General features: G+C 65.4%; 30 protein-coding genes and 1 tRNA gene. 7 read left to right on the top strand and 24 right to left on the bottom strand.

The features are described from left to right. Window positions 1–109: 109 nt before the first annotated feature. The 5 genes from mltG (at window position 110) to QRO93_RS02995 (ending at window position 3322) form a co-directional block, all read left to right on the top strand. Window positions 110–1171 carry an endolytic transglycosylase MltG gene (gene mltG, locus QRO93_RS03015; protein ID WP_004154649.1) on the top strand — a complete coding sequence of 354 codons (1062 nt, stop codon included), beginning with the start codon at window positions 110–112 and terminating at the stop codon, window positions 1169–1171. Continuing rightward, entirely contained in the window at window positions 1168–1833 is a 666-nt protein-coding gene (gene tmk, locus QRO93_RS03010) for a dTMP kinase (protein ID WP_180879690.1), read from the top strand. The genes mltG and tmk overlap by 4 nt, the downstream gene beginning before the upstream one ends. Next, window positions 1830–2786 carry a DNA polymerase III subunit delta' gene (locus tag QRO93_RS03005; RefSeq protein ID WP_049457619.1) on the top strand — a complete coding sequence of 319 codons (957 nt, stop codon included), beginning with the start codon at window positions 1830–1832 and terminating at the stop codon, window positions 2784–2786. The genes tmk and QRO93_RS03005 overlap by 4 nt, the downstream gene beginning before the upstream one ends. Then, on the top strand, window positions 2783–3136 hold the full coding sequence (locus QRO93_RS03000) for a PilZ domain-containing protein (protein WP_004146965.1): 354 nt from the start codon (window positions 2783–2785) through the stop codon (window positions 3134–3136). Before QRO93_RS03005 ends, QRO93_RS03000 begins: the two co-directional genes overlap by 4 nt. A gap of 111 nt (window positions 3137–3247) precedes the next feature. Further along, window positions 3248–3322 (top strand) — tRNA-Val (locus QRO93_RS02995). A 111-nt stretch (window positions 3323–3433) separates the two neighbouring features. On the opposite strand, the gene QRO93_RS02990 is transcribed toward QRO93_RS02995, so the two are convergent. From QRO93_RS02990 to QRO93_RS02945, 10 genes are all read right to left on the bottom strand, one after another. Next, the gene (locus tag QRO93_RS02990; protein ID WP_285303942.1) at window positions 3434–6784 is read right to left on the bottom strand and encodes a phage tail tape measure protein; all 3351 of its coding nucleotides are present in this window, start codon (window positions 6782–6784) and stop codon (window positions 3434–3436) included. Window positions 6785–6793: 9 nt separating this feature from the next. Further along, window positions 6794–7162: a hypothetical protein gene (locus QRO93_RS02985; protein ID WP_239544090.1), complete on the bottom strand. Its 369-nt coding sequence runs from the start codon at window positions 7160–7162 to the stop codon at window positions 6794–6796. Window positions 7163–7450: 288 nt separating this feature from the next. After that, the gene (locus QRO93_RS02980; protein WP_164240564.1) at window positions 7451–8593 is read right to left on the bottom strand and encodes a phage major capsid protein; all 1143 of its coding nucleotides are present in this window, start codon (window positions 8591–8593) and stop codon (window positions 7451–7453) included. Beyond that, window positions 8590–9252 carry an HK97 family phage prohead protease gene (locus tag QRO93_RS02975; protein WP_164240562.1) on the bottom strand — a complete coding sequence of 221 codons (663 nt, stop codon included), beginning with the start codon at window positions 9250–9252 and terminating at the stop codon, window positions 8590–8592. Before QRO93_RS02975 ends, QRO93_RS02980 begins: the two co-directional genes overlap by 4 nt. Then, entirely contained in the window at window positions 9219–9560 is a 342-nt protein-coding gene (locus QRO93_RS02970) for a hypothetical protein (RefSeq protein WP_164240560.1), read from the bottom strand. Before QRO93_RS02970 ends, QRO93_RS02975 begins: the two co-directional genes overlap by 34 nt. 172 nt (window positions 9561–9732) lie before the next feature. Next, window positions 9733–10242 carry a hypothetical protein gene (locus QRO93_RS02965; RefSeq protein WP_204275089.1) on the bottom strand — a complete coding sequence of 170 codons (510 nt, stop codon included), beginning with the start codon at window positions 10240–10242 and terminating at the stop codon, window positions 9733–9735. Further along, window positions 10235–10468: a hypothetical protein gene (locus tag QRO93_RS02960; RefSeq protein ID WP_164240558.1), complete on the bottom strand. Its 234-nt coding sequence runs from the start codon at window positions 10466–10468 to the stop codon at window positions 10235–10237. Before QRO93_RS02960 ends, QRO93_RS02965 begins: the two co-directional genes overlap by 8 nt. After that, window positions 10465–10755 (bottom strand): hypothetical protein, encoded by a 291-nt coding sequence (locus QRO93_RS02955; RefSeq protein ID WP_164240555.1) that lies wholly within the window; start codon window positions 10753–10755, stop codon window positions 10465–10467. Before QRO93_RS02955 ends, QRO93_RS02960 begins: the two co-directional genes overlap by 4 nt. Window positions 10756–10900: 145 nt before the next feature. Beyond that, window positions 10901–11272 (bottom strand): hypothetical protein, encoded by a 372-nt coding sequence (locus QRO93_RS02950; RefSeq protein ID WP_164240553.1) that lies wholly within the window; start codon window positions 11270–11272, stop codon window positions 10901–10903. 73 nt (window positions 11273–11345) lie between these two features. After that, window positions 11346–11570 (bottom strand): hypothetical protein, encoded by a 225-nt coding sequence (locus QRO93_RS02945; RefSeq protein WP_049417697.1) that lies wholly within the window; start codon window positions 11568–11570, stop codon window positions 11346–11348. Window positions 11571–11651: 81 nt separating this feature from the next. Between QRO93_RS02945 and QRO93_RS02940 the strand changes: the two genes are divergently transcribed. Then, a complete protein-coding gene (locus QRO93_RS02940) occupies window positions 11652–12257 on the top strand; it encodes a hypothetical protein (protein ID WP_164240551.1) in 606 nt (201 codons plus the stop codon). Between the two features lie 88 nt (window positions 12258–12345). Here QRO93_RS02940 and QRO93_RS02935 read toward each other — a convergent pair whose 3' ends face one another. From QRO93_RS02935 to QRO93_RS02925, 3 genes are all read right to left on the bottom strand, one after another. Further along, window positions 12346–13518, bottom strand: coding sequence for an integrase family protein (locus QRO93_RS02935; RefSeq protein WP_285303941.1), 1173 nt, complete (start codon window positions 13516–13518; stop codon window positions 12346–12348). A 209-nt stretch (window positions 13519–13727) separates the two neighbouring features. Then, window positions 13728–14291: a hypothetical protein gene (locus tag QRO93_RS02930; RefSeq protein ID WP_180879684.1), complete on the bottom strand. Its 564-nt coding sequence runs from the start codon at window positions 14289–14291 to the stop codon at window positions 13728–13730. A 52-nt stretch (window positions 14292–14343) separates the two neighbouring features. Next, window positions 14344–14751 (bottom strand): hypothetical protein, encoded by a 408-nt coding sequence (locus tag QRO93_RS02925; protein WP_053448956.1) that lies wholly within the window; start codon window positions 14749–14751, stop codon window positions 14344–14346. A 565-nt stretch (window positions 14752–15316) separates the two neighbouring features. Between QRO93_RS02925 and QRO93_RS02920 the strand changes: the two genes are divergently transcribed. After that, window positions 15317–15697: a tautomerase family protein gene (locus QRO93_RS02920; RefSeq protein WP_053448957.1), complete on the top strand. Its 381-nt coding sequence runs from the start codon at window positions 15317–15319 to the stop codon at window positions 15695–15697. Between the two features lie 31 nt (window positions 15698–15728). Here the strand turns inward: QRO93_RS02920 and QRO93_RS02915 are convergent, their stop codons facing one another. The 11 genes from QRO93_RS02915 to QRO93_RS02865 all read right to left on the bottom strand — a co-directional run bounded on the left by QRO93_RS02915 (window position 15729) and on the right by QRO93_RS02865 (window position 26531). After that, entirely contained in the window at window positions 15729–16802 is a 1074-nt protein-coding gene (locus QRO93_RS02915; RefSeq protein WP_053448958.1) for a phage late control D family protein, read from the bottom strand. After that, entirely contained in the window at window positions 16793–17008 is a 216-nt protein-coding gene (locus QRO93_RS02910) for a tail protein X (RefSeq protein ID WP_164086079.1), read from the bottom strand. The genes QRO93_RS02915 and QRO93_RS02910 overlap by 10 nt, the downstream gene beginning before the upstream one ends. Then, entirely contained in the window at window positions 16992–17459 is a 468-nt protein-coding gene (locus QRO93_RS02905) for a phage tail protein (RefSeq protein WP_164086080.1), read from the bottom strand. Before QRO93_RS02905 ends, QRO93_RS02910 begins: the two co-directional genes overlap by 17 nt. A 2-nt stretch (window positions 17460–17461) precedes the next feature. Further along, window positions 17462–19924 (bottom strand): phage tail tape measure protein, encoded by a 2463-nt coding sequence (locus QRO93_RS02900; protein WP_180879682.1) that lies wholly within the window; start codon window positions 19922–19924, stop codon window positions 17462–17464. 120 nt (window positions 19925–20044) lie between these two features. Continuing rightward, a complete protein-coding gene (locus QRO93_RS02895) occupies window positions 20045–20335 on the bottom strand; it encodes a phage tail assembly protein (protein WP_004154663.1) in 291 nt (96 codons plus the stop codon). Window positions 20336–20416: 81 nt separating this feature from the next. After that, on the bottom strand, window positions 20417–20920 hold the full coding sequence (locus tag QRO93_RS02890; RefSeq protein WP_004154666.1) for a phage major tail tube protein: 504 nt from the start codon (window positions 20918–20920) through the stop codon (window positions 20417–20419). Between the two features lie 2 nt (window positions 20921–20922). Then, window positions 20923–22122, bottom strand: a complete 1200-nt coding sequence (locus tag QRO93_RS02885; RefSeq protein ID WP_053448961.1) for a phage tail sheath C-terminal domain-containing protein — start codon at window positions 22120–22122, stop codon at window positions 20923–20925. 107 nt (window positions 22123–22229) lie between these two features. After that, window positions 22230–22811: a hypothetical protein gene (locus QRO93_RS02880; protein WP_164086081.1), complete on the bottom strand. Its 582-nt coding sequence runs from the start codon at window positions 22809–22811 to the stop codon at window positions 22230–22232. 4 nt (window positions 22812–22815) lie between these two features. Continuing rightward, a complete protein-coding gene (locus QRO93_RS02875) occupies window positions 22816–24333 on the bottom strand; it encodes a tail fiber protein (protein WP_053448962.1) in 1518 nt (505 codons plus the stop codon). 7 nt (window positions 24334–24340) lie between these two features. Then, window positions 24341–25642 (bottom strand): phage tail protein I, encoded by a 1302-nt coding sequence (locus QRO93_RS21560; RefSeq protein WP_053448963.1) that lies wholly within the window; start codon window positions 25640–25642, stop codon window positions 24341–24343. After that, entirely contained in the window at window positions 25635–26531 is an 897-nt protein-coding gene (locus QRO93_RS02865) for a baseplate J/gp47 family protein (protein WP_164086082.1), read from the bottom strand. The genes QRO93_RS21560 and QRO93_RS02865 overlap by 8 nt, the downstream gene beginning before the upstream one ends. Window position 26532: the final 1 nt, after the last annotated feature.

Genomic DNA, 26532 nt, shown 5'->3' with positions numbered 1-26532 from the left:
AGGTTGCCGGCCAGCGGCCGGCACTACCGGGATGTCTGCCACCCCCGGTCATGACCCCAATCCACCGGCACGGTATCCTGCACGACGGAATCGAGTTCAGAGGTAGTCCATGGCGGGAGCCAAGCGCGGGTGTCTGTTCGTGGTAACGCTGGTGGTGGTGCTGGCCGCCGTCGTGGCCGGTGCGGGCGCGTGGTTCTTCTACCAGCAGACCCAGTTCGCCGACGCGCGGATCACCCCGACCGCCGAGAGCGTGGTCATCGCCAGCGGCGATGGCATGAACAGCGTGCTGCGCAAACTGCGCGAGGCCGGCGTGGATGAAGGCCAGGATGCGCAGTGGCAGCTGCTGGCGCGCCAGCTCGATGCCGCCGGCAAACTGAAGGTGGGCGAATACGCGCTCAGCGCCGACCTGACCCCACGCGAACTGCTGCTGCGCATGCGCGCCGGCAAGGTGCTGCAGCACCGCGTCACGATCGTCGAGGGCTGGAACATCCGCCAGCTGCGTGCCGCGCTGAAGCGCGCCGAGCCGCTGCTGCACACCACCGACACGCTTGATGACGCGGCCCTGATGCAGCGTCTCGGTTTCGGTGGCCAGCATCCGGAAGGCCGCTTCCTGCCGGAGACCTACGTCTACCAGCGTGGCGACAGCGATCTGGACGTACTCAAGCGTGCCCACGCGGCGATGGAGAAGGCGCTGGACGAGGCGTGGGAAAGCCGCGCACCGGACCTGCCGATCAACACGCCGTATGAATTGCTGACGATGGCCTCGATCATCGAGAAGGAAACCGCGCTGGCCAGCGAGCGCCCGCAGATTGCCGGTGTGTTCATGCGCCGCCTGAAGATCGGCATGCGCCTGCAGACCGACCCGACCGTGATCTATGGCATCGGTGCCGCGTATGACGGCAACATCCGCCGCCGCGACCTGACCACCGATACGCCCTACAACACCTATACCCGTGCCGGCCTGACCCCGACCCCGATCGCCATGCCCAGCCGCGATGCGCTGATGGCGGCCGCGCAGCCACTGTCGGGCGACGCGCTGTACTTCGTCGCCGTCGGCGACGGCAGTGGCGCGCACGTGTTCTCGTCCAGCCTGGACCAGCACAACGCCGCAGTAGCCCGCTACCTGCAGCAGCTGCGCCGGCAACGTACCCAGGAGACCCCGGCGCAATGAGTCCCGCGCTGCTTCGCCACCCGCGTTTCGTCAGCCTGGAAGGCGGCGAGGGCGCGGGCAAGACCACCGCCATCAATGCCATCCGTGACTGCCTGCGCAGCCATGGCCACGAAGTGGTGCTGACCCGCGAGCCGGGCGGTACGCCGCTGGCCGAGCGCATCCGCGGCCTGGTGCTGAAGCCCGATGCCGAGATCGCCGCCGAGCCGCTCAGTGCCGAAGCCGAGCTGCTGCTGGTGTTCGCCGCCCGCGCCCAGCATGTACGCCAGGTGATCCAGCCGGCATTGCAGCGCGGCGCCTATGTGCTGAGTGATCGCTTCACCGATTCCAGCTATGCCTACCAGGGCGGTGGCCGCGGGCTTGATCCGCACTGGATTGCCGATCTGGAGCGCCGCGCGGTCGGCCTGTTGCCCGGCCTGACCCTGCTGCTGGACGTGGATGTGGCGGTGGGCCGCGCGCGTGCCAATGGCCGTGACCTGTGGCCGGACCGCATCGAGAGCGAGCAGGACGATTTCTTCCAGCGCGTGCGCGAAGTGTTCCGCCGCCGCGCACAGCAGGACCCGCAGCGCTTCGCCCTGATCGACGCCGGCCAGGTGCAGGCGCGCGTGGCGGCCGACGTGGTCGCGCGCGTCGAGCGCTGGCTGCAGGACGGGGAGGGCGCATGAGCACGTTCTCGCCGTGGCAGCAGCGCGCGTTCGAGCAGACCGTGGCCGCGCTCGATGCCGATCGCCTCGGTCATGGCCTGCTGATCTGCGGCCCCGCCGGGCTGGGCAAGCATGAGGTGGCGCTGGCGCTGGCCGACCATGTGCTGGCACGTGGCGACGCTGCACATGCCACGCGCACGCGCCAGCTGATCGCCGCCGGCACGCATCCGGACCTGCAGCTGGTCAGCTTCATTCCGAACAAGAGCGGCGACAAGCTGCGTACCGAGATCGTCATCGAGCAGGTGCGCGAGATCACCAACAAGCTGGCGCTGACCCCGCAGTACGGCGTGGCGCAGGTGGTGATCGTCGACCCGGCCGATGCGATCAACCGCTCGGCGGCCAATGCGCTGCTGAAGACGCTGGAAGAGCCGCAGCCCGGCCGCTACCTGTGGCTGATCAGCAGCGACCCGGCGCGCCTTCCGCAGACCGTGCGCAGCCGTTGCCAGCGGCTGGAGTTCAAGCTGCCGCCCCGCGATGAAGCACTGGCGTGGCTGCAGCAACAGGGCCACAGCGAAGCATCGGCGCGCGAGGCGCTGGACGCCGCGCGCGGCCATCCCGGCCAAGCCGACAACTGGCTGCGCGAAGACGGCCTGAGCCTGCGCCGCGAAGTGGGCCGGGAGCTGGAGCAGCTGGCCGCCGGCAAGACCGGCGCGGTAGAGCTGGCGCAGAAGTGGTGCGGTGATGACAACGCGGCGCTGCGCCTGCGTTTCGCTGCCGACCTGGCACTGGCCCAGGCCAGCACCGATGCCTTGACCACGCCGGAGCGATTGCACAAGCTTGCAGCCTGGTTCGATGCGGCCAACCGCACTCGCGACCTGCTGCGCACCACGGTGCGTGCAGACCTTGCGGTGGTGGAGTTGCTGCTGGCCTGGAACAAGGTGAACGAGCGGCCTGCCGCAAGGGGAAATCGATGAGTGCCAGCAACGCCCGCCAGGGCATCCTGTCCCTGGCCGTGAAGGACAAAGCCGCGCTGTACAGCGCGTACATGCCGTTCGTGAAGAATGGCGGCATCTTCGTGCCCACGCCCAAGCGCTACTTCCTGGGCGACGAAGTGTTCCTGCTGCTGACCCTGCCCGATTCCAGCGAGCGCCTGCCGGTGGCCGGCAAGGTGATCTGGGTGACCCCGGCCGGCGCGCAGGGCAACCGCACCGCCGGCATCGGCGTACAGCTGGCCGATGGTGCCGAAGGCGAGGGCGTGCGCCACAAGATCGAGACGCTGCTGGCCGGCCTGACCAGTTCGGACAAGCCGACCCATACGATGTGAGGCCCGAGCCACGCTCGGCTGCGTGCCTCGGAAAACGCCGGTGAACACCCATGTGAAAAAGTGTTGACGGCCTCTGAAAAGCCCCTATAATGAGCGGCTCAGCAACACACCGGGCGGTTAGCTCAGCGGTAGAGCATTGCCTTCACACGGCAAGGGTCACAGGTTCGATCCCTGTACCGCCCACCAAATAAATCCCTGATTTTTCAGGTGATATGAAGAAGCCGGCCTTGAGCCGGCTTTTTCGTAAGTGCAGGGTAAGTGCAAGCTTTAAATCACCCTCTTTCCGGTGATTTACGCTCAGCCCACCACATCCGGCCATCCGTGCCGCGCGCGCCCGGCCATGCTCACCATGCCACCGCTGGCAATGTCATCTGCAACCACGTCGATGATGAGTTTGCGGATCTCTGAGCCATCTGGCGCCGTCTGCCGCTGCTCCCGCGCCTGCACCCTGCCGCTGGTGCTGTTGTTGACCTCCACGATAAGGTCGCCCTGGCCGCTGCTGCGCCCGCTCAGCGCCACGCGTGCCGGAACCTGCCCACCGATGCCACCTGTGTCGTAGCCGCGCCGCAGCGACGCACGCAGAGCGTGGAAGGCCGAAGGCCCGCCCAGCGCGCGCATGTCGTCCTGGCTGAGCACACCCTCGCCCTTGTGGACGATACCGGCCGGCTCCAGGCGCCCCCCGTGGCCGGTGAACCCACCGCCGTCGAACCCGGGAATAACAATCTTCTCGGGCTGTACAGCACCGACTGGGCCGGCGAAAGCGTTGAACGCTGCGTTGAACAGAGCCGAGGTCGCCTGCTTGGCCGCGATCCGGGCCAGGTCGGCGATGATCGAGTTGGCCAGCTGGCTGAAACTGAGCTTGCCGGTCATCGCAAAGTTCACCAGCGACTCTTCCATGCCCTGGAAAGCGTTGGTGAATGCTTGGTTGCTCAGCTCCGCCGCGTTGGCCGCTTGGGAGCGATAGTCCTCGAAGGCGCGGTATGCGCCCAGCGACCAGTTGGTGATCGAACTCTGGCGGTCTACCTGGTACTGTGCCTCCCGCTGCAATGCCTCCTTGTGGTACTTGTCCAGCTCGGCCAGCTGTCGCGCGTATTGCTTGCTGGTGTAGCCATTGCCGTTGTTGGCGACGGCGTTGCGGTCGTTGAGGGCGGACAGGCGGCGGTCGTAGTCTTCCTTGAGCTGCAACTGGCGACGCATCCGCTCCATCTGCTCGCTGCCAGTGCCGATGCCGGCCAGGTCGATGGCGTTGCCCTGGCGCTGGGTGGCGGCGGCTTCGCCCAGCTCCTTCTGCAGGGCGAGCATGTCCTTAGCCGCCTTGCGGCCGGCTTCCATCTCGGCCACCTGGCGCCCCTGCGCCACCATGTTCTCCAGCATCGCCTTGGTGTTGCGCTCTTCCTCGGCGCTGATCTGACTCTTGGTCGAGCCAAGCTCGGCCAAGATGGTCACACGCAACCGCTCCGCAGCGGTCATGTTCTCGGTCATCCCCAGCTGCTCTTTGTCCAGAGCAATCTGCCGCTGGATGCGGTCGGTGATCGAGGCGTACTGGTTCTCTTGGGCCTTGTCGGCCGCAAGGTCAGCGCGCGTCGCCGCGGTGCTGGCCTTCTGCTCTTCCTTCCACGCCTTCTCGGCCGCCGCCTTTTGCATTGACAGGCGGATGTACTCGGCGCCAGTGCGGATCTTCTCCTGCACATCCGGGTCTGCCGTATTGCTGAAATCCACGCCGCCCTTGGCCTCGGCTCGCAACCAATCGCGCACGTCCAGCGCGGCCACCTGGCGCGCGCTCTTGCCGATGCGCTCGATCTGGCCGGGTAGGGTGGAGATCGCTTCACGGATCTTCTGGCTCGCGGTGCCGGCGGCATTGCCCAACCCGCCAAGCGCAGCAGCGTGCTCGCGTGCTGCGGCCGCGCCGGCAACTTGCTTGCCCGTGAACTGGTCCAACAGCCCGCCCTGGCGCTGGTACTCCGTTGCGGCGGTCGCGGCGGCGGACGTCTGCTCCACGAAACTGGACGCGATGCGCTTACCGGCCGGTGCGCCGTCCAGCAACTTGGAGTTGGCGGCGGCAACGGAGCTGGCGAAATCATCAGCGGTGATCTTGCCCGCATGCAGCTGCTCGCGGAGGCCGCGAACCTCGGTCGCATAGTTCCGGAACGGAATGCCGCCCACTTCCGAGCTGGCAGTGCCCACCATGCGATCAATTGCCGAGGCCAGTTCGCCGTAGGTTTCTTTCATGTCACCCTGCAGGCGCAGGATCTGCCCCGCCTGCATCTGAGGATTCAACTCACGGAACTTCTTTATCGTCTCGTCGGCAGTACCGTTGAAGTCGAGCAACGCGCGCTCGGCGTGGTTCGTGTTGTCCCTGAAAGCTAGCCAGCTGGCCGCAGTGCTGACAACCATGAACGCAAGGCCCACCGGCCCCCCGAAGAAGCTGAGCGCACTCTTGGCCTCCAGTCCCATGCTGCTGGCCGTCGCTGCGACGCCCTGCTGAGCCACCGAGAGGCCATCAAGGGCCACTTTGAGCTGCCTGGCCGCGATGGCCCGGTTTGCATCTGCCGCGATGCTACCGCCGTAGGCCGCTGCCCTTCGAACCTCCATCTCGGCTGAAACGAGGTCGGCGCGGGCCTTTCTCACCTGGGCAGCGGCGGCAGTTTCGGCCGCCATCGCTTGCTCCAGCATCGCCTGCCGGGTTGCTTTGAGACCTCGGACCCACTCGAAGGCTTGGCCACCAAGCTTCACCGCAGCGAACGAGCCAAGCAGCGCGGTTGCCACCGGGAGAATGGTGTTCATGTTCTCCAGCAGCACCGTGGTTCCGCGCAGGCCAGAGGCGACAACCTCGGAGAATGCCCCCTTGGTCAGCTCGTTTTTCATGTCCCGCCAGGCGTTACCAACGCGGTTGGATTCGGCCTGAATGGACTTTGCAGCGTCCTGCCAGCCGAAGGACATATCGTTGAATGCCTGGATCATGGCCGGGGTGAACTTCTTGGCATCCAGCAGACCGCCCTGCAGCAGTTGCTCGAAGGACTTGCCGGCCAGGTCCGTGCCCTCGGTCATCTTAAGCACCGCCTGCTGGAAGCGCGGCAGTACACCTGGGATTGCCTCATCGAGCTGGCTTTTCAGTTCCTCGGCCTGAAACTTGCCCTTGCCGAATGACTGCGCCAGCGCGGTGATCGCGCGGTCCACGCGTTCAGTGCTGAGGTGCATAGCCGTGGCCGAGCGCGACATGCTGGTGAACAGCTCTCGCTGGGTAGCCATGGCAACGCCGTTGGGGGTGGCCGAGGCGGTCAGTTGGGTGAAGCCCTCGGCGGCGCTCTTGAGGTCGAGGCCGAGATCCTTGGCGGTCTGCGCGACGAACGCATAGGCGTCCTGGGCCACTGCCGTGGAGCCGGTGGCGCCGCGCATGGAGTTCTGCATGGCCTCGAACTCCTTTCGGGCCTCTACCAGCGAGCCGATGCCCGCGCGAATCGACTGGAAGCCGACGAAGGCCACCGCCGCCCGGTTGAGGTTGGCGATAGACGTGGCGGTCTGCGCGGCCTCCTTGCGGATCTGGCCGAGGTTCTGATTTGCCACGCGAGCGGCATCGATCATGCCTGCGCGATAGTTGGCGGTGCTGGCGCGCAGCTGCACATCGATGGTTGCGGCGGAAGTAGACATTGTTGTTCCTCAGTTGAGGCGGCTGCCCGATGGCCCGCCGAAGAATTCTTCGCCGCCGTCATCGTCGTCAGAACCGTGGTTCACCTTCGATTCGTCAGCCGGCGTTGCGCCGAGCTTGGAAAGCATGGCGCTGAGAGCGTGCGTCGCGGACACGCTCAGCTCATCGCCAGACTCCATCTTGGCCGCGAGAATGCAGACCTGGCGCAGCAGGATGCGATGGGCGGCATTGAGCCACGGCATGTTGGCAACGCATTCGCGCCAGACGGCGAGCTGAGGGCGCGTCATGCCCTTGTAGGGAGTGCCTACCGGGTTGGGATTGGCTGGCGCAGACCTGTTCTTGTAACGGGCCGGGTCCTTAAGCGCGGCGCCCGACACCATCGCCTTTTTTGTGGGGGTTCTTGCCCTCGCCACGGTTCCTCCATGCCCTCTGAGGGGTCGTATTTCCAATTGCGGATGCGCGAACGTGGGGCCCAGGTCGGTCTAGGCTCGGGCGATTGGGATAAATCGCCCTCCCCCTACCTGAACGAACCTCGGTTCGCTGCTGCTGGTGGTCAGGTCACAGCGCGGGAATGCACCCGGAGGCGCCCGCAACGCGGGAGTACGCGCTGCCCTGACTGCCGTGGTTCTTCGAGCGATCCGGACACTCACGGCTTGTCCGTCGTCGCCTCAGCCGCCAGCTGGAGCGGCGGTGAGGTCGACCTTGAGCATGCCCTTGCGGTCCAGCACCAGCAGGCCGAGGCGCAGCTCGGCAAGGATGGTGATGAGGTTGCGCACCATCTGATCGTTGACCCAGCCGAAGGTGATCGACGGACGCTCGCGCATCAGCACCTTGGTGACGTTGGTGTCCAGCACAAGCGCCTGGCCGACCGGCACGGCCATGGTCTGGATCGGGGTGAGGTTGTAGATCGGGCTGTTGGTCGGACGGCTCCAGCCGCCGGCAACGTACTGGCCATCAGTGGCGCGCTCGGACGAGAAGTCGAAGTAGTCCAGCGGGTTCACGAACACGATGTTCGGCTGGTAGCCCTGGGAACTGAGCAAGGCGCCGGCGCGGCCAATGCGGTCCACCGGCTTGCCGGTGCCGCCTGCGAAGCTGTTGGCTTGGGTGAGCAGGCCCTTGATGTGGAACTGCGCGCCATCGCCCGACATGAGCTCGATATCGCTCTTGCTGGTCAGCTTGTAGCGCAGCAGCAGCTGGATGGTTTCCGACAGTCCGGCCACGTCGTCCATCACCTGCTTGGAAACTTCGGTGTGCACCGCGATGGTGGCGATGCTGGCCTCGTCCCATTCGGCCTTGAACTTGGCCTCAGCCTTGCGGGTGCCTTCGCCCTCCTGATAATCAGCGCCACCCTCGGAGAAGTCGAGCAGGGGATAGCCCACCTTGTTGCTGGTGGTGTCGCGCTGCGGCAGCACGTCCAGGACGCGCAGGCGCTGCTGTACCGGGGTCTGGATGGGCATCACGTCCGGCTGCACGTCGAAGCCAGCCGGCGGCGTCTCTGGCGAGCCCTGCAGCGAGGTCAGTGCCTTGAGGCCGATTTCCAGTTCGAGCTTGCCGCTGCTCTGCAACTTGCCGGCGCTGAACTGCTGGAACTGCTCATCCTTCAGCGCCTTGGTGATCGCGTCGGACACCGATTCCTGCTTGCGGCGCGCACCTGGCGCCAGCTTGACGCCTTTCTCTTCCATTCGCAGGACCTTGTCGGCCAGCTTGTCCAGCTCCTGGCTTTGTGCGTCGAGCTTGTCATTCACGGAATTCTGGAAGCCCTTGAGGGCTTCGCTGTGATCTTTCAGGGCCTTTTCGATTACGTCGGTCATGCGTTGTTCCTCAGTGAAAGGGTGATGGCGTCGAGCTCGCGGGCGAGCGTTTCAGCGCGCGCGTCGTCGTCGGTGGAAATGGCAGGCCACACGATGGCGGCTGACTTGCGGGCGAGACGGTTGGGCATGCCCACGTCCCGCAGGAGGTGTTCCAGCGCGCGCTCCGAATCCACCTGGGCCCAGCTCTTGACCGCATGGATTCGGCTACCCGCGTTCATCGGCTCGCGGCACAGGGAGATTTCAGGGATGGCGGTGATCTCGGTGAACACGCGATTGCGGCCCGAGGTTTCGGCGCTGCCGACGAAGCCCATGCTCAGCGCGCCCAGCGAGCGGTCACTGAGGCGGTCGTAGGCTTTGCGCCCTATGGTCTGCGCCGTGTTGATCTGGCCCTCGACCTCCAGGCCACGGTCAGTCACGGTCATCACGTCGATCACGCCGGCCACCTGGTCGGGATCGTGTTCGATGCGGATCTCTGGACGGCTCTTGGCTGCATCGACAGCGCGCGCCAGTGCGGACGGCAAGATGAGGTCGCCCTCGCGGTCAGGCGTGTCCAGGAAGGACCATGCCAGGCCAGCGAAGCGGCCTTGCCCGAGGGACTTTTCGATTACGAAGGAGGGGCTAACGATCACGCGCGGGAATCTCCGGTACAGGCTTGCCAAGTGAACTCATTGGCCGCTGCCGGATCGCTGATCGCGGAGTGTGCGGTGTCGGGATCGCGGATCGCCGACAACTGCAACGATACGCCTTCCAGCGCGCGGCTCAATGGGTTTCGTAACAACAGGCGATTGCGATACGCCTTCTGCCGACAGGCATCACTGCAGTAGGTGCGTGGTCTGCCTGTTGGTGAATTCGTGATGGGCTTTCCGCACAGCGCACATGCGGTACTGGTGCTGTCGCGTACGGTGGTGGTGAACCTGCCGCACTGGTGAACGTGCTGCATCGGGTGCAGCGGGCGCAGGTGGTGCACGACGTGCAGTGCAGGTAACGCTCGGAGCGTTAACAGCAGGGGCGGGGTGTGCGCAAAACTGCACACCCCCTGGTAGTAGTTATCTGTGCACTCACCTTGAGTACGGTTTGGGGCTGAAATTGGCCTTGACCGTACTCGCGGTGAGTACGCTTTCGTTAGATTCTCGTTACGTTTATGCATGACCGTACTCACCTTGAGTACGGGGCGTACTCGCCTTGAGTACCGTGTTTTTTTGGCATTCGGCAGCGTATGGCCTCCAGCGCATGTAGGTCTTCTTTGCGTCCACGTCATCGCCATTCGGACCGATGTTCGTCAGCAGGAAGGAGCGCGCGCGGCCGGTGCCGGTCTTCTGATCGAAGCTGCCGGCTTTGACTTCCTCGATCCACCCACGCTCCTCTAGAGCGGCGAAGGCCGCTTGCACCTTCGCCTGCCCGACATTCGCCAGTCGGCGCCGCGCCTCTCTCACGCTGAGGAAAACCTCGTTGCCGGTGGATGGTCTGTACAGCGCGCGAAGCTCCACCAGCAGCGCGCGGGCATCCGTGGAAAGGGTCCGGTACGCAGGGCAATCCAGCTCCCACGCGTACAAGCGGACGTGTGGTGACACGGGGACATAGACGCTGCTGCTGCGTCCCGTCGCCCGCGCGCGCCGTTTGGCCTGCCTGCGGGCTTCTCGCTCACTCATCAGCCTCCCCTACGATCACGATGCGCACCTTCTTCCCGAGGTAGTGCTTCGGGAGGGGAGTGAACGGAATGCAGGCACCAACCTGGGAGCGGCGGATCACGTCCACAGTCACCGCGTCCCGATAGCGACGCACGATGCGATTCGCTGCGTCGATGGCATCGCCTTGGCTATCCATGTCGCGGAGATTGATGGCCGCGGCTTCCAGTGAATCGAACAGGTCGTTCATCGCATACGCTCCCGCGCTGCCACCACCCGGGCGGCGCTCTGCAGCAGCTGGCCGACGCTACGGCCCCAATCCGCGCCGGCACGATCTGCACGGCGCTGGATCCACTCATGCACGCGCGCCTCGCTCGGGTTGCCTCGGTGCTGCAGGGCACAGTCGCCGCACAGCACATAGGGCAGGGACGCCCACCCGAACTCTCGCTCCACACGATGGAACGTGCCGAACACCGGCAGCAGCGGCTTGCCGCAGCAGTCGCAGGCAATGGGGATCACTTCGAATCGGCGGCTCATGGCGCGCGCTCCTGCTGGCGGGGTTGGGCGCGATCGATGGCAGCTGCCAGGCGCTCGGCGAGTGCCTGTAGGCGAGCCTCAGACAGTGTGGACAGCGGCGGAGTCCGCACGATGCGGTGTGCAGGGAAGGGGATGATGACGGCGTTCATCGGCGAGCCTCGCTACGCAGGGGCTCCAAGGTGTCGATGGCCAAGTGCAGGAGCAGCGCTACCGCGTCGCACATCGATTCCGCCTCTGGCTCGTCCAGCAGGTCATGGGACAGCTGATCGGGGGCTGCGGCCTGCAGCGCGCGGCCGCGCTGTTCCCGGATCAAAATCCTCTGGAGCCCACTGGCGGCGTACAGCGCGCGATCAACCATCTCCAGCCGGTACTGATCAGCGTGGTTGCTCTGCCGCCACTCCTCGCGCAGCCAGTCGTAGCGGGTGTCTGCCGGCTCCAGCACGTCAGAGTTTTCTGAATGCGCATCGGGGGTTTGCCCGATTGATTCGGGCGCTGGTTGCTGTACAGTCTTCTTCATGGTCTCGTTCCTGGTAAGGGTTCGATGGCTTTCACGGCTCACTCCGGCTGCAACCGGGTGGGCCGTTTTCATTTCAGGCGCGAGGGGCATCCGGCTTTCCCCCTTGAGATGCCTTCTCCATGGCCTGCTGGCATTCCACCAGCGCCGAGTGGCTGCACAGGCGCCGTTTGCCGTCCTTGTACGTGCGCAGATGCCCGCTGTTGATGAGCTGATATCCCCTGGTCCGCGACACCCCTATCTGCTCGAACGCCTCTTCGATGGGGTAGGCGAGTTTGGGTTTCGTTGCATCCTGTGACATAGTTGGGCTCTAGATGAATGGGTTCAGTGGGTTTAATGCTCACAAACCCACTGAATGTAGTTAGACACACCGGGATAGGCCATGTCAACGACCAAGAACAAGGGTGGGCGTCCGCCGCGCGCGCCGGGTGAAAAGCTGCAGCGCATAAACCTGACGCTTAGGCCGGGCCTGCTGTTTGGCTTAGAAGTGGTGGCGCGAGACCGCCGCACGTCACTGAGCCAGGCAGCGGAGTACCTGATTGAGCAGCAACTGCGCAGCTACCAAGTGGAGGGAGCACCTGCCACAAAGCTGTTGGACGGCGTGGTTGGCGTGATGCGGGATCACCTATCAAATGGGAATCCGCTGGTGGAGAAGGAGCCAGAAGACGCAGAGGAAGTGGCCGCTATGCTGCTGGCCAGCCCTTCGGGGCGGGCGTTCTTCATGCCAAATGCGCTCCAGACACCCAGCGAGCGTTACTTCCTCAGGTTCTACGCAAAGCTACTTCGCATTGCGAATGAGTCAGCCGCCGGCGGCGAGGACGAGCGCGCGACAGCAACGATGATGGCTGTCATGAGTTCTCTGGCGCGTCCCGAGTTGCTCGAGCAACTCTATGCAGCTGCTTCTGAAGGAGCGCAGAAGGGGGACTCGGAGGAAGAAGCTGCGAGGTCGGTTTACGACCAAATCGCTGCTATGGCAGCGGGCGACTAGATTCGATCCGCATGGCACCCGCAAACCTCAATATTGAGGTTTGCAGGCAAGTGGCTGATTTCAAAGCAAAGCTGAAAATTGAGCCGTGCTACAGGAACTGCACCTGTGCCAGCTTGTCGCGCGCTGCACCCTGCACCAGGTGGCCGTAGTGCTTCTCGATCATCGCCAACGACGTGCCGGCCAGCTTGGCCACGGTCAGCAGGTCCATGCCGCCCACGATGGCGTCGGTGATCCAACAATGGCGCAGCGTGTAGAGCGTCACGCCGGCAGGCAGTCCAGCGCGCGCTGAGGCATCCCGAACAAGCTCGCTCCAGTCGGTGGGCGTCCACACCTTCTTCCCGTCCTGGGTGAACAGGTGCGCCTTGGGTAGCTTCCCCTTGGCAAGGCGGTCGAACAGCGCAGTGGCAGCGGGGGAGAGCGGTATCTTGCGGTCGTGGTCCTTGCTGCGGAACCTGACACTGGCCGTGCGGCCGTCATAGTCCGAGCGCAGGCACAGCGACGGATCGCCCGGCCTGCAGCCCGTCAGGGCCACGCACTCGATCAGGTCGCGCACCGGCCCCTCAGCGGCCTCCAGCAGCGCGCGGCGCTGCTCACGCTCCAGGTACAACTCCCGGCGCTGCCCGGCATCCTTGAGCGGCTTCACGGCGTTCCACTCGAAGGCGAGGTCGGGGGATACCTTGCGGCGGGCCACGGCGTGGTTCAGTGCGGCCACCAGCGCTGTACGGATGCGGTTGATGCTGGAGCGCGCCAAGGGCTTCGCCACGGGTGGCCGGCCGCGCTTCACTGGCAGCGGCGGGAGGTCGCCTTTCTCCACGCGATCGCGCCAAGCTTCGATGTGATCCTGGTGGAGATCCTTCAGGCGCACCTTGCCCAGCTTGTCGCCATAGAGGCAGCGCTCAAACCGGCGCTTTGCGTCATCCGATGCGGTCTTGCGCCCATCCTTCTCCAAGGCGGTAATGTAGTCGCGGCAGGCATCGGCCACGGTGAGTTCGCTCTTGGGCGCCACCACGGCGAGCGGGGCGCCATGCTGGGATGCCTCCGACAGGGCGGCAAGGGCCGCAGCGCGCGCGCCGGCCAGCGTCATCACCGGGTGCTTGCCGAGCGTTCGGCGCTTCCCGCGACCCCACGTCACGATGTAGGACTTCACGCCCGAAGGCTGCACCCGCAGCAGCAGGCCCTTCATGTCGCTGTCGCTGATCTCGTAGGGCTTCTCGCTGGGCTGGGCCAGCTCCACTGCGCGGATCGTCAGCTTGGTTCCCATATCCCGTAAGTGCGTGGTAAGTGCAAATTGCAGTGTGCGACCAAATTCAGCGGGACGCAATGACACGGTAAATCAAGGGCTTTCAGGCAGTATCCTTGTGCCGCAAGGGACTATGCCATCCTTCAAGCGGCAAGGGTCACAGGTTCGATCCCTGTACCGCCCACCATGTTGCAGAACGGGTCACTGTGATGTGGCACGGCCGCATTGCCTCAGTTGAGATCCCCCAGCAGCTCGCGCGCGATCATCGCCGTGGCATCCAGCAGGTCGTGGCCGCTGCCGGCCTGCACCACCACCGCCAGCAGGCTGCGGCCCACTACGGCATTGCCGCCGCTCAGCTCCATCTCGCCTTCGAAGCACACATCGCTCAACCATTCATGCGCCTGCTGCAGCCCGCGCTTGCGCGCGTGGCTGAACTCCGCAAGCAGCTTTGCCCGGCCCGCTTCGTGTTCGCCATCGGCAAGCAGGCCAATGGCACCGCCGTGCGCTGCACGCCACACCGCAGGCAACGGACGGCCGTTCTCGTCCACCACGTCTGCTGACAACTGCGCGCAGTACATCTCGTAGCGCTTGCCTGCCGTGCTGGCCGGCACGATGCCGGCTTCGGCCAGCAGGCGCTCGGCTTCATGCAGATGATTGAACTTGAGACGCAGCAGGGCAGCGCGGCTCACTTGCTGGGCGAGCGCCTGCTGGTTGGCGGCAAACCAGACGTTCCAGCCGACCGTTGCGCGGCCTTCCAGGGCGGCCTTGAAGTACTCCAGGTGTTCGGCGTCCATTGCGGTCTCCTGCGATTCCCTGCGCGATTGTAGCTACGTCGCGACCGAGCGCTCAGGCGGTTCCACCTTCCAGGCAATGGTTGGCTTCGCGCACCAGTTGCCGTGCCGCCACGATCAGCCCATCGGTATGGAAGGCGCCCAGCTGTTCATCCGGACCGGCCTCGCTGCGCGCGCGGTCGGCGGCCTGCAGCAGATCGAGCACTGCGGTGAGTCCTGCCATCGAGCGGCGCAGCGACGCGTGATTGCCCGCGGCAAGGGTAAGACTGCTGCACGGTTGCCCATCCTCGCCCTCGGCGTTGTTGATGGCATTGAGGCACGCGAAAAACGCGGGTGACTGCATGGGCAGGTTCTGTTCGTCCAATGCGTATTCGATCTCGCGTGCGATGTCGTCGGGAACCTGGTTGGCGATGTCGGCAATCAATGCGTACAGGCGTGGAAGCGATGCGGCTCGTTTGGTCATGGCAAAACCCTCACTGGCGTAGGGCCACCTTCGGAATGAAGGTGGCGGACGGTGCGGGTTGGCGTACCAAGGCAGAAAGGCTCACACGGAGAAAAGGCCTGGCGGATCTTGCGATCCCCACACACCGCCCGCCATAGAAGGCAGTCGGTGCATTCTCTTCGCTGCGATCGAAATCGCAACATCGTGTGAGCCTGTTCGTTTATTCGAGACGCCAATCCCGACCAAGGTGTGCTGCCTTGGCGGGGCGATCATCGAATCGCTCGAACCCGAAAGTCAGTGAGGAAAGTTGCAACAAGGCCTTCCATGAGCCAGCGTCTCCGGATCTGAGCAGCAAAGCACTCGCACCGTGTGCGTCCCATCACCGATGGCGCAATTCGCCGCCCTCACCTGAACGGGGCAGCAGCACTCCTCAGATGCTCCAAGCGGCAATCACGTCATCCGGCGCCGGGGCGCCGGGCCCACGTGCCATCCATGAAAGCAGACGTTCCATCCATGCGCTGTGCCGCCGCTCACGACGGGCGTAGTCTCGTCTCACTACCGTCCTACCTAGCCCTGGAGCCCCGCCATGCCGCTCGCCCGCATCGATCTTCGCAAAGGTAAATCCGCCGACTACCTGCAACGCGTGGGTGAAGCCATCTACCAGGCCATGCGCGCGGTGGGCGTGCCGGAAAACGATCGCTTCCAGATCTTCCAGCAGCACGACGCCGGGACGCTGATCTACGACCCGGGCTACCTGGGCGTGGACCGCACCGACGACTTCATCTGCATCCAGATCACCTGGAACGAAGGGCGCACGCTGGAGCAGAAGAAGGCGCTGTATGCGGGCATCGCCGAGGGCCTGCACGCGGCGGTGGGTATCCGCCGCGAGGATGTGTTCATCAACCTGGTGGAAGTGAAGAAGGAGAACTGGTCGTTTGGCAATGGGGTGGCGCAGTACGTGAGTTGATGTGCAAAAAGCATCCACGCATGGCGTGGATCTACACTTCGCTGGCTACCTGCTCGCCTTCGGTGGCCGCGGCACTGCTGGCCGCCTTCACTGCATCGGCGCTGTTGGGTTGTTCGCATTCGATGCGGGTGACGTAGCCCTCGCTGCCGATGCTGTGCTCGGCGCGCTTGACCAGCCACTGGCCATCCACGCCTTCGCGGAACCCCTGCATCACCACGGTGGCTTCGGCCATCAGTGTCTCGCGGCCGGGCAGGGTGTAGCTGAGCGTCCGCGTCTGCCGTGCCTGCTCGCGATGCTTGGCGCGTGCGGCCGCCTCTGCGCTCTCCCGGTCGGCATAGGCCATGCGCAGGCGCATGATCGGTTCACCGCTGCCCACTTTCACTTCCTGGCGCTTGGCACCGCGCACATCGCGGTAGTAGGCAATGGTGGTGCCGGCATCTTCGCGTGCGGCAAGGGTTACCCGATAGTCGCTGCCGTCGGCCGGGGTAAGGGTGACATCGGGAATGCGCTCGCCGCTGGCGCTGGTGGATTCGCCCCGCTTCACGAACACCAGGCGCCCGCCTCCGGGCTTGGCGATGGCATCGTGCTGTTTGGCCAGGCGCAGCAGCAGGTTCATGTCCGACTCCTGCGACTGCACCGTCAGCGGCAGCACGATCGATGCCAGCGATGCGCTCACCGCTGCGTTCAGCCCATGCTCGCCGGCCATGCGCCGCACCATGTCGCCGATCGTGGTGCCCTTCTTCCAGGTGCGTGTCTTCTGCGTCTGCAGGTCGCTCTTGCCCCCCTTGCTGGTCTCGAACGGTGCCGCCCGGGCGCGCAGCGTCATGCTGCCGGGAAAGCCGGAGATCTCCACCTCGTCGCAGATGTACAGGCCCACGCGCCGCACTTGGCCGTCATAGCCGATGAAGGCTTCCAGTTCCGCGCCCACCGGTGGCAGCTGGATCGGATCGGACGGATCATGGTCGGCCAGCTGCAGTTCCAGCGTGTCGGACGTGTTGCCGGTCTCGTCGGTGATGCGCAGCGACTTGAAGCGCGCCATGATCTTGTCGGTGATGTCCTGGCTGTTGGCCACTACGCGGAAGGCCGGTGCGATGTTCAATCCCACAGGGCGACTCCCTTGCGCTCGCTGGCCGGGCGCTGCACCTCCGGCAGGGTGATCGCCACGCCGGCAGGCAGCACTGCGCCGCGCGCCGCCAGGCCCGGGTTGGCGTCGAGTACCGCGCGCAGGATGGCCGGTGACTGCTCGCCATAGTGCGCATACGCGATACGGTCTACGACGTCGCCGTCGCGGGTGCTATACGTTCGTGCCATTGCTGTGCTTCCGCAGTGAAAGGGTGAATTCCTGTTTCAGGATCGCGCTGTCGGCGGTGAACTCGCTGGCCGTGGCATCGATCTTCTCGATGACCCACAGGCCCAGGTTGCCGCCCTTGCCGGTCAGCAGTCGATGAGGCGTGCCCTGCGCGGCCAGCCTGCGCAGTTGTGCGAGCTCATTGCCGGCTCCGCGGAACTGGTAGTAGATGACGCCAGGCAGGGTCATGCTGGCCGAGCCCGGTCCGGTGTACTGCAGGGCCGCCATCTGGCCGACGCGGTCCTGCGCCTGCCAGCGATACTCGTTGGACTGCTGGATCTCCCGGAAGACCGCGGTGTTGAGGCTGAACTTGAAGCCGCCCAGCATCAGCAGGACCGGGGCGTTGCCGGAGTCGTTGGCTTTGAACTGCGACAGCAGCTTGTCCACTGCGCCGGTTACGAATTCGCGTTTCATGCTCAGTTCCTGTCTGCCAGGCCACCACGGGCGGTCACCGCGCTGCGACGCTGCAGCTCGTCGGCCGTGCGGCGCGCCACCGCTTCGCTGGATTCGCCTGGCTGCTGGTGGATGGTGATGTTGTTGGTCTGCTGCTGCTGCACCGTGGTGGCGCTGCGCGGTGTGGGCGAAGGCATCTCCGGTGCGGCACGCCCGGCCGGTGTACCAAAGGCATTCGGCATGCGTGGCTGCACGCTGGCGCTGTGCATGCTGGCGGGCGCGAGCATCACCGGAGGCAGCTGTATGCCGCCGTTTGCGCGTATCGCGCCGTAGGCATCGGCCGCGGTGTTCACACCGAACGCGATCTTGTCCTTGGCGGTGCCCAGCATGCCACCGACCTTGTCCATGATGGTGCCGACCACCTTCATGAAGGGGGCCATCTTGGTCATCATCGTGTCGATCACGCTGCTGACCTTTGCTGCAACCCAGTCCCAGGCACCGCCGAAGGTGACGACGATGAATCCGGCCACGGTGCCGATGACCTCACCGATCATCCTGAAGACCTCGGCGACGAAGCCAGCGACATGGATGACGGCGCGGAAGTTGAGCATGAGTGCTTCGCCCACCAGCTTGCCGATCTCGCCCACGCGGGAGAGTTCGTTTCCGGTGTACTGCGCCGGGGCCAGCATCCGCGACAGCCAGTCCCAGGCCTGCCCCAGCAGGGCGCTGACCGCTTCCCACGCTGGACGCAGCGGCGCAACGGCATTCACCAGTTCTCCCATCGCGGAGGTGCCCGCACTGCTGAGACCTTCCCATACACCGCCGAGGAAGGCCTTGATCGGCTCCCAGTACTTGCGGACAAGCAGGGCACCGGCAGTGAGCGCGGCCACAGCTACCGCGATAGGTCCGCCACCAATGGCCCCCACTGCGGTGGCGACGACGCGGAACACCGAGGCGATACGCATGGCCATCGGGCCGAAGCGCCCCAGCTGGGCCAGCAGGTTGCCGGCACGGAACAGCTGGAAGACCTTCTGCACGGCCAGGATCGGACCCTTCACGAACGTCCAGGCGTAACGGGCACCGAGTACCGCGCTGCGCATGGCGAGCATGCCCACCACCACCTTGGTGGTATTGGCGATCAGCTTCGGATTCTCGGTCACGAAGGTGGTTACGCCGTTCAGCAGTTCGGTCAGTTTCACCGCGGCGTCGCCGACCGCGGGCAGCAACGCCGCACCAAAGGCCTTGGACAGGTTGTCCACGGCGATCTTCGCGCCCTGGATCTTCTCCGGGTCGGTCTGCATGGCATTGGCGTAAGCCGCATCGGTGGTTCCGGCAGAGCCATTGAGCGCCTTGTCGCGGATCCGGGTGTACTGGTCCCAGTTCTGGATCATCGGGCCGACGAAGTTCTTCGCCTGTGCATCGCCGAACAGCTTGCCGATCTTCTGCTGATCGCCGGCCGTGGCCTGGATGATGGCCTGCATCGCAGCGTCGAACGGGTTGCCACCGCTGCTCTGCGCGTCGCTGATGACCTTGCGCAGGTCGAGGCCGAATCCCTTCTTGGCCTTGGCCTGGAGCTCGGGCGACATGATCGATGTCATGAAGCCCTTCATCTGGGTGGCTGCCTGGTCAGCGCCGCCCGCGGACCTGCGCGTGGCTTCCAGTGCCGCGCCCATGGTGGCCGCTGCGGCGTTGCCCTGCAGCTTCAGCGCCTGGAACGACGTTCCCAGCACCGGCATTACCTTGGCCATGTCCTTCAGCCCCAGCCCGCCCTGGCGGCTGCTGACGACCAGGACATCCAGCGCCGACTGCATGTTGGCAGGGTCGATGTCGAATGACTGCTGCAGGCCAACGGCGGCGCTGGAGACGTCGTCGATCCCGGTGCCGGTGACGGTGGCGGTGCGGCCGATGGCGCGCAGGCTGGTCTGCGCCGACTGTGCATCCATGCCGGCGTCGACCAGCAGCCGGATGGCGCGCTGCAGGTCATTCGCCTTCTGGTTGGTGTTGCCGGTCTCGGCCAGGATTGTCCTGCCCAGCGCCTTGACCTGGCCGTTGTCCAGGCCCGCTGCGCTGCCGATCTGCTGGTTCTGGCGGGCGAAGCTGGAGGCGTTCTCGACCGGCTTGGCCAGCTGGGTCACTGCGCTGCCGAGCAGGGTGCGTGACTCCTTGAAGGAGGTTCCCAGCTTCTTGCGGCTACGCAGATTGGCGGTGCTCGCCTTCTCGACGCGCTCCAGGCCGGTCTGCACCTTGCGCAGGCGATCGCCCTCGCTGGAGAGCCTGGCATACTCCTGGCGCAGCCCGGCAACGTTCTGCTTGAGCTTCACCAGCGAGGGGTTCGCCTTGCTCATGGAGCGCTGCTTGCGCTCCAGCCTGTCCAGTTCGCTGCCGATCTTCTTCAGTCCATCCTCGGTGGAGGACAGTGCGGACTTCAGCGAGCCCGAGATCGAGCCACCGATCGTGATCGTTGTCGTTTGAACGTTACTCGCCATGTACCGGCAATCCTTGTATCCACCAGATGAACTTCGACACCCGCAGCGTCATGATTTCGCGCAGGCCCCAGCCGGTATGGCCGGCCAGGGCGAGCACTCCCTGCCTGATCTGCGGCAGGGTCAGGTGGTAAAAAGCGCGACCCCCGACTGCAGGCGGGCGTAGTCGCGCAGCGGCAGCTTGCGCAGGTCGTCCGGCGGGATCTCGCACAGGTTGGCGATCATCCGGACCTCACGCTGTGCATCGCTGCCCTTGTCATCCTGGAACCGCTCCATGTCTTCCACGGTGGGTTCGCGCATGCGCAGCACGGCGGTCTCCACGCCATTGACCTGGCGCGGGCGGGTGAGGGTGACTTCGGCATAGCCATCGCGTTCGATGACGTGGTCGTTGGCGGTCTTGGTCTTGCTGGACATGGATGTGTTCCTGGAAATCGAGGGAGCGCGATGAAGGCGGGGGCGCGAGGCGCCCCCGGTGCTGTGGAGATGCGTGCGGGGTCAGATGCCCAGGGCGCTGCGCAGGCCGGCCAGCATGTCCACGCCGTTCTGCTTGGCGATCATGTTGACCACGTCCAGCTCCTGGACGACCAGCGGTCCGTGGGTGAGCTTGTAGTAGTTCAGCGCGAGCGAGATTTTCACCGTGCCCTTCTCGCCGGACTTGGACTCGCCACGATCGATGGCCTTGACCTTGCCGCGCATGTTGTGGACCACGGCGGTGATGCTGCCGTCGCTGGATTCGAGTGCCTCGCGTGCGGTGAAGGAATACTCCTTGCTCTCCACAACATGGAACTTGCCCATGATGTCCGGATCATCGGCGATGAGGACGGCCTCGGCTTCAAGCTTCTCGTGGCCCAGGGTGATTTCGGTCGGGGCGAACATGCCACCCGCCTGGAAATCCTCGGTCTTCAGCGTCAGCTTCGGAGCGGTGAAGGATTCCACGTTGCCGGCATAGCCCTTGCCATCGACGTAGAAGTTGAAGTTCTTGCGGACGTTGCGCGCCATGCTTAGAAGATCTCCGAGACGTAGTTGTTGTTCATGTGCATGCGGAAGGTCAGCTGTTCACCCGGGTAGGTCGGGGTGAAGTCGAAGTCCCAGTAGAAACGGCCCTGGGCCACGCTGTCCGCTGCGTTCAGATCGGGGTCGATCCAGCAGTTGCCGCCGAGGATCGCGCCCTGGGTCTTCAAGCCGCGCAGGAAGGCATTGACGCCCTCGCGCACGTCATCGACGTAGGTCTTGCTGATGCCGCGGTCGACAGCCCACAGATGGGCGGCCTCGAGGCTGTCGGCGATGATGTCGGCGGTGCGCACCACGCACAGGAACTGCCACTTCTGGTCGCTGCTGGCGGTGCGGTTGCCCCACAGGCGGAAGCCACCTTCGCGGATGATGGTCGCCACGTTGGACTGGTTCAGCAGGTTGGCGCGGCTGGTCGCGTCGGACAGGCCGAAGTCGATGGCACGCGCGGTACCAACCACGCCGTTGAGTTCCAGGTTCGACGGCGATGCCCACCAGCCGCGTTCGTTGTCGCTGCGGGCGATGGCGCCGGCCACGGCACCGGAGGCGTAGCGGGTGACGATGGCATCACCGGACTGCACCAGCAGCGCCGGGTCGACCACGTAGACGCGCTTGGAACCGGTCAGGGCGGTGGTGCTCTTGGCGGCCTCATCGTTGCTGTTCGGGCCGTCCTTGATGATCACCGCGCGCAGCTTGTCGGCGATGCCGAGCAGCTCGGCCACGACCGGGTTGGCCAGCAGCTCGGTGTCGCGCTTTTCATGGGTGTGGGTGAAGCCCGGTACCGCCAGGATGCGCGGCTTGATGCCCACCACCGACTTGGACGCCAGCAGCGCATGCACGCCGGTGTAGGCACCGGTCTGAGCATTCACGCCGCCCAGCACGTTGGCCAGGGTGTCATTCTCGGTCGCGCCCTTTTCCACGCGGATGACGACGACGACCGCGTTGGACTGGTCGAAGATGGCGTCGAGCTGGCCCGGGAGGGTGCCGTCATCGACTTCGGTAGCGGCGTTGGCGAGCAGCTTGGCAGCCTGCGAACGCGAGGTCACCAGGACCGGGGTGTTGTACGGGAAGGCGGTCTTGTCGGCGCGGGGCGCGGTGCCCACGATGCCGATGACACTGGTCGAAGCAACAGCGATCGAGCGGGAACCACCATCGATGTTGACGACCTGCACGCCATGCAGAAATTCGGCCATGCGTTGTTCTTTCCTTGGTTGGGTGGGTGCTGCGGTCGCGAGCTGCGCCGCATGGGTACATGTTCGTATCTGGCCGCGGCTGGATTAATTGCAGCCGTGGCCTGATGTCACGCCTGCGGTTGCGGGGTGGGTGTTGCGGGATCGGCCACGATCAACCAGGCCGCGCTGGCGTCGTCATAGATGATCGGGTAGCTGCGATCGGCCGGTGGTGCCAGATCGGTCACCGTGGGCGGCAACCCGACGCCACGCGGCAGTGGAGTCGCGAAGCTGGCATCGCTCTTGTTCCACAACGGTCGTGCGCTGTAGTCCGGCAGCAGCGTCCATTCGCGGCGCCCAGCGTTCCACGCGTTGTACTGCGGTGTGGTGCCGTCCAGCCGGAACGGTTCGGAGAGCGTCACGTCCTTGGGCAGGGGCTCGCCGAGCGTGAGGCGATTGGGCACCGCCATTGCTGTGCGGGTGTCCCACAGCATGCAGTTGCGGAAGTCGGCGACCGCTTCCCAGCGCGTGCCATCATCGGCCAGGCGCAGCGTCTGGTACTCGCCGGCGGGCTGGCGGGGGGCCAGGTCGACGGTGTAGTCGGGCAGGTTCCAGCGGCCGTCGGGGGAGGGCTGCAGACGGACCTTGCCCATGTAGGCGCGGGTGTCGGGGTCGTAGGAGTGCGCGAAGCGCGGTTCGATGGGCACGTTCATGTCCTCAGTAAGCGATGCAATAGATCATCCGCAGCCCGGCTGGCAGGTTGCGTTCGCCACCGGAGGTCTCCACCACGATGGCGTGGGTGTGGGCACCGGCGTCAGCGGCCGAGGCGGTGTGGCCGTGGTCGCCAACCTGGGCGATGGAGATGGTGTGCGAGTGGCCGCCGGCGCCGTTCATGCCGATGTTGTGGCCATGGCCGCCTGCGCCGTCGGTGGTAAAACTGTGTGCGTGTCCACCGGCCGGGCTGGTGTTGGGCCAGGGGTTGTCGTAGTCCAGGTTGCCGCGCGAGCCGACGTGATTGTTGTAGTCGGCGCCCCACGGATAGGTGGTACCCGATTCGGCGAACGCGGTGAGATGCTGGTGGTCGCCGATCCAGGATGTACCGCCGGTATGCGCGTGATGGCCCTGCGAGTCAGTCCACGCACCGTGCGCGTGGTCACCGACCGCGCTGGCGCTGGCGCCATGCGAGTGAGCGCCGCCTGCACCTACGGAAATGGCGTGGCTATGGTTGCCTGCCGTTGCCGTGCTTGCGCTATGGGCATGGCGGATCACCTCGCCCTGGGTGAAGCTGCCGACCGCTTCGGGATTCAGCGTGTGGGTGACGACCGTGCCTTCCTGCATTGCCGGCAGGTTGAAGGTGGTTGCGCCATCGCCGGCGCCGTAGCGGGTGCCGATGGCAGCGAACAGGGCCGGGTAGCTGGCACGCGGAACAGCGGCGCCATTGCACAGCAGCATGCCGTTGGGCGCGGTGGCACCGGCGAACAGGATCACCTGGCCGGGTACGTGCACGCTGGACGGCACGCCGGTCATGTTGCGCCAATCCAGATAGTGCGTGCCGTGTCGGCCGTCAAGCAGGTCGGCATCCAGGCCCTTGTCGGCGCCTTCATCCTTCAGCGCAGCCGATTTCAGCCCCAATGCGGAGCGGAACGCGGCTTCGGTGGCGATCGACAGCAGCGTCCGCACCAACTGCGTGGGTGCGCTGGCGCCCAATCGCTTGTCGATGAACGCACGCAGCCCGCGCGGGGTGACCGCACGTTGCGTGTCGGCACCTTCCTCGGCCTCGGTGGAGGTGGCCAGCTCCACCACGCCCTGCACCTCGGCGGTCGCCGGTGGGTAGATGAACTCGGCATTGCCGAACTCGATCAGCCCGGTATCGACTTCGCTGAAGCGGGTATCGGTGGAGAGCAACAGCATCGAGGCCGCAGTCTTCTCCATGATCGGATCGGCCTGGCCAAAGGTGGCGAACAGCGTGCCGTCGCCCAGGTACAGGCCGAAGCCTCGCAGGCTGTAGGCACTGGCGCTGTCGTCACGGATCGTGACGTGCAGTGTGTCATCGCCAACGGCCTTGCCACCGAACGTCAGGACACGCTTGATTTCGCCGGGCAGTGCAGTCAGCCCCGCCGATGGCGTGAACGCCGTGGAGGTCAGGCCGATCTCGGTGATCAGTACGGCGCTGGTGCCGGTATTGGGGGGATTGACCAGCTTGGCGAAGCCGGCGTCGGTGATTTTCAAGCGCATGCGGGGTTTACTCTCCGATCAGTTGGATGCGGCGGAAGGTGGTGCCACGGGCTCCTGCAAGCGCACCGATCTCGGCGCTGGCCTGCATGCCCTGGGTGAACGTGAAATGCGATCGCACCGGCTTGGTGCGGGTGATCTCGCCGATCACGTCGTCGACGAACTTGGCGGTTGCGGTCTCGCCGCCCTGGTTGGCGATGGTCATCACCGCTTCGAAGGTGTGAGGTGCGCCCTGCGGCTGCATCTCCCACCATTCGCGGATCAGGATCGAGCCACCGAACGCGGCGACAACGTCGCGCACGCTGCCCCACGTGCCCTTGCGGCGCTGGATCGCGATTGCCGCGCGCACGCGTGCACGCTTCACCTTGTCGGGCCAGTAGGCCTTCCATTCGTCGACTGACAGTGCCCAGGCCAGCCAGGGCAACAGCGCGGCCGGGCAGCGGTCGGCATCCCACAGTGCGGTGATGTCCACCGGCAGCGGGCGTGTGACCGCTGCGCGCGCCAGGGCCTGCTCGCTACGGGTGGAGTTGGGGGGCAACAGATGTGCGGCAGCAGGTACGCTGACCAGCGCATCGCCATCGATGATCGCGCCGGGGGGAGGCAGGTAGTTCAAGGTGACTACGTTGCCGGCCATGCTGTAGTCGATCCTTGTCATGGGTTGCGCGACGGCATGGATGTAGCTCGTCGCCACAGGGCCTGCTTCGGCCTGTGTGCCCCATACGTGGATGCGGCTGTCCGGCTTCAGGCCAGAGTTCCCGGCTGCCAGCCGATCCAGCACGATGCTCATGCCGCGTGGTGGGTCATCCGCAGTGGCGGTGTAGGTGTAGCTGTAACGCCTCCACTCGGTACCCACCTGCAGCTGGGTCCTGCCTGGGCCGGTCGTGCGCATGCCGAAGCCGATGACGCACGGCTCGGTTGCGCGCAGCCAGACGCTGATGGTGCGGACGGCGCCATCGGGAAACGCGCTTCCATCTTCGTCCACCAGGCCGGTGAAGCGCTGCCCTGGCCCGCCGATCGCATCGGAGGCAGGGAAGGAGAAGGCATTGGGGCTGCCATCAGGCGCGAATGACCCGGCAGACAGATTGGCAGGCTTGACGTAGTAGCCCGTCCAGCGGGGCACGTTGAAGGTTGCCGATAAGCGCTGCAGGTTGCGTCTTGGCGTGTCCGACAACTTCAGGCGCCCCTGCCAGTCGGTGCGGTACACCGACTGCAGGGAAGCCAGGGCGCCACCCGGATGACGGAACTGAAGGTTCTGCCCATCGACCGCACCGCGCAGGCGTGCGTTGATCAGGCGCGTGGTGGGATCACTCATCGTTGCCGCCATGGGTCAGGATCACCGTGCTGCAGTGAGTGGCCTGGGTGCGGTCTACCACTACATCAGCCAATGGGCTGGCGATCTCCACGCGCTGCACACCCTCGGCATGCAACGCGGCGAACAGGCCCGAGCGGGTCACGTCGCGGCCCAGGCGATGCGACTCGGCGATGTAGCGGTCCAGGCGCGTGCGGGCCTCGCCCAGTACCACCTGCGAGTCCGGGCCGGCGAAGGTGTAGAGCGTGGCGTTGATCGCGTAGTTGACGATCTCCGCCGACCGCACCAGCACGTGGTCGGTCAGCGGGCGCACGTCGGCCGCGCTGAGCTTTGCTTCCACTGCATCAAGCAGGCCCTGGGAAGCGGCACCATTGGCTTCGCGCGACAGCACCGAAACCACCACCACACCGGGTGAGGAGCTGGTCGCGCTGGCGTCGAGCACGCGGGCGTCGGCGCTAAGGGCGTGGAAGATGTAGGCGCCCTCCGGCCCGGCCACGCTGAAGCCTTCCGGGCCCAGCTGGATGCGGCGACGGAAATCCTCATCACCTTCGTAGCGCGGTGGAATGCCCTCCTGCGGCTTGCCCGGGTCCAGCACCTGGCGGGCGATGCCGAAGATCGCAGCGAGATGGTCCAGGTCACTGCCGACCGCGTAGGCCAGCATCACGCCACGCGCGGCGTCGTTGACGCGCTGGCGGTCGAGCAGGCGCAGGTAGGTGCAGACCTCCAGGATCTTGAAAGCAGGGTCCGACGGCAGCAGCGCGTCGAACGTGGGATCCAGGGCCTGCAGCGCGGTCAGCGATTCATCGAACATGGCTTCGAAATCGAGCACTTCGATGACCGCCGGTGCAGGCAGCTGGGACAGATTGACACTGGTGAACGAGCCGGATGCCACG

The sequence above is a fragment of the Stenotrophomonas maltophilia group sp. Smal17 genome, assembly GCF_030237045.1.
Lineage (GTDB): Bacteria > Pseudomonadota > Gammaproteobacteria > Xanthomonadales > Xanthomonadaceae > Stenotrophomonas > Stenotrophomonas forensis.
This window is presented reverse-complemented; position numbering and strand designations above follow the sequence as displayed.

Excerpts from the sequence above, each read along its gene's own strand:
- QRO93_RS02955 (WP_164240555.1), bottom strand. The coding sequence starts at position 10,755 with ATGAGCCGCCGATTCGAAGTGATCCCCATTGCCTGCGACTGCTGCGGC.
- QRO93_RS02980 (WP_164240564.1), bottom strand. The coding sequence starts at position 8,593 with ATGACCGACGTAATCGAAAAGGCCCTGAAAGATCACAGCGAAGCCCTC.
- QRO93_RS02930 (WP_180879684.1), bottom strand. The coding sequence starts at position 14,291 with ATGGACGCCGAACACCTGGAGTACTTCAAGGCCGCCCTGGAAGGCCGC.
- QRO93_RS02985 (WP_239544090.1), bottom strand. The coding sequence starts at position 7,162 with ATGGTGTCGGGCGCCGCGCTTAAGGACCCGGCCCGTTACAAGAACAGG.
- QRO93_RS02905 (WP_164086080.1), bottom strand. The coding sequence starts at position 17,459 with ATGAAACGCGAATTCGTAACCGGCGCAGTGGACAAGCTGCTGTCGCAG.
- QRO93_RS02990 (WP_285303942.1), bottom strand. The coding sequence starts at position 6,784 with ATGTCTACTTCCGCCGCAACCATCGATGTGCAGCTGCGCGCCAGCACC.
- QRO93_RS02960 (WP_164240558.1), bottom strand. The coding sequence starts at position 10,468 with ATGAACGACCTGTTCGATTCACTGGAAGCCGCGGCCATCAATCTCCGC.
- QRO93_RS02885 (WP_053448961.1), bottom strand. The coding sequence starts at position 22,122 with ATGGCCGAATTTCTGCATGGCGTGCAGGTCGTCAACATCGATGGTGGT.
- QRO93_RS02935 (WP_285303941.1), bottom strand. The coding sequence starts at position 13,518 with ATGGGAACCAAGCTGACGATCCGCGCAGTGGAGCTGGCCCAGCCCAGC.
- QRO93_RS02875 (WP_053448962.1), bottom strand. The coding sequence starts at position 24,333 with ATGCGCTTGAAAATCACCGACGCCGGCTTCGCCAAGCTGGTCAATCCC.
- QRO93_RS03000 (WP_004146965.1), top strand. The coding sequence starts at position 2,783 with ATGAGTGCCAGCAACGCCCGCCAGGGCATCCTGTCCCTGGCCGTGAAG.
- QRO93_RS02910 (WP_164086079.1), bottom strand. The coding sequence starts at position 17,008 with ATGGCACGAACGTATAGCACCCGCGACGGCGACGTCGTAGACCGTATC.
- QRO93_RS21560 (WP_053448963.1), bottom strand. The coding sequence starts at position 25,642 with ATGAGTGATCCCACCACGCGCCTGATCAACGCACGCCTGCGCGGTGCG.
- QRO93_RS02880 (WP_164086081.1), bottom strand. The coding sequence starts at position 22,811 with ATGAACGTGCCCATCGAACCGCGCTTCGCGCACTCCTACGACCCCGAC.
- QRO93_RS02920 (WP_053448957.1), top strand. The coding sequence starts at position 15,317 with ATGCCGCTCGCCCGCATCGATCTTCGCAAAGGTAAATCCGCCGACTAC.
- QRO93_RS02950 (WP_164240553.1), bottom strand. The coding sequence starts at position 11,272 with ATGAAGAAGACTGTACAGCAACCAGCGCCCGAATCAATCGGGCAAACC.
- QRO93_RS02890 (WP_004154666.1), bottom strand. The coding sequence starts at position 20,920 with ATGGCGCGCAACGTCCGCAAGAACTTCAACTTCTACGTCGATGGCAAG.
- tmk (WP_180879690.1), top strand. The coding sequence starts at position 1,168 with ATGAGTCCCGCGCTGCTTCGCCACCCGCGTTTCGTCAGCCTGGAAGGC.
- QRO93_RS03005 (WP_049457619.1), top strand. The coding sequence starts at position 1,830 with ATGAGCACGTTCTCGCCGTGGCAGCAGCGCGCGTTCGAGCAGACCGTG.
- QRO93_RS02925 (WP_053448956.1), bottom strand. The coding sequence starts at position 14,751 with ATGACCAAACGAGCCGCATCGCTTCCACGCCTGTACGCATTGATTGCC.
- mltG (WP_004154649.1), top strand. The coding sequence starts at position 110 with ATGGCGGGAGCCAAGCGCGGGTGTCTGTTCGTGGTAACGCTGGTGGTG.
- QRO93_RS02945 (WP_049417697.1), bottom strand. The coding sequence starts at position 11,570 with ATGTCACAGGATGCAACGAAACCCAAACTCGCCTACCCCATCGAAGAG.
- QRO93_RS02940 (WP_164240551.1), top strand. The coding sequence starts at position 11,652 with ATGTCAACGACCAAGAACAAGGGTGGGCGTCCGCCGCGCGCGCCGGGT.
- QRO93_RS02895 (WP_004154663.1), bottom strand. The coding sequence starts at position 20,335 with ATGTCCAGCAAGACCAAGACCGCCAACGACCACGTCATCGAACGCGAT.
- QRO93_RS02900 (WP_180879682.1), bottom strand. The coding sequence starts at position 19,924 with ATGGCGAGTAACGTTCAAACGACAACGATCACGATCGGTGGCTCGATC.
- QRO93_RS02965 (WP_204275089.1), bottom strand. The coding sequence starts at position 10,242 with ATGAGTGAGCGAGAAGCCCGCAGGCAGGCCAAACGGCGCGCGCGGGCG.